Source organism: Microbispora hainanensis (assembly GCF_006874475.1).
In the GTDB taxonomy this organism is placed as follows: domain Bacteria; phylum Actinomycetota; class Actinomycetes; order Streptosporangiales; family Streptosporangiaceae; genus Microbispora; species Microbispora hainanensis.
The window spans coordinates 1-283 of the sequence record NZ_VIRM01000232.1 but is presented as its reverse complement, the minus strand read 5'-3'; the positions used below and the strand labels follow the sequence as shown (position 1 = coordinate 283).

Annotated in this window: 1 protein-coding gene; it reads right to left on the bottom strand. The window is 66.8% G+C overall.

Features of this window, described 5'->3' with window-relative positions:
* Positions 1–283: substrate-binding domain-containing protein (locus tag FLX08_RS40250; RefSeq protein WP_142625467.1), on the bottom strand; the 283-nt coding region annotated here is incomplete at both ends.

Below are 283 nucleotides of genomic sequence, written 5' to 3'. Positions count from 1 at the left end.
GAGCCGGCGCCGCCGACCATGAAGAACTCGTCGCGACCGGCCTCCTTGATCGCGGCGAGCACACCGATGCCCTGGTCGTCGTCGTGGTTCCAGATCGCGTCGATCTTCTTGTGCGCCTGCAGCAGGTTGCTGGCCACCTGCGTGCCCGACTCCACCGTGAACTTGGCGTCCTGCTGCGCCGTCACCGAGAAGCCGTAGGTCTTCAGTGCGTCGGCGAAGCCCTTGCTGCGGTCCTGGGTCAGCGGCAGCGTGGCGATGCCCTGGATCTCCAGGATCACCGGGT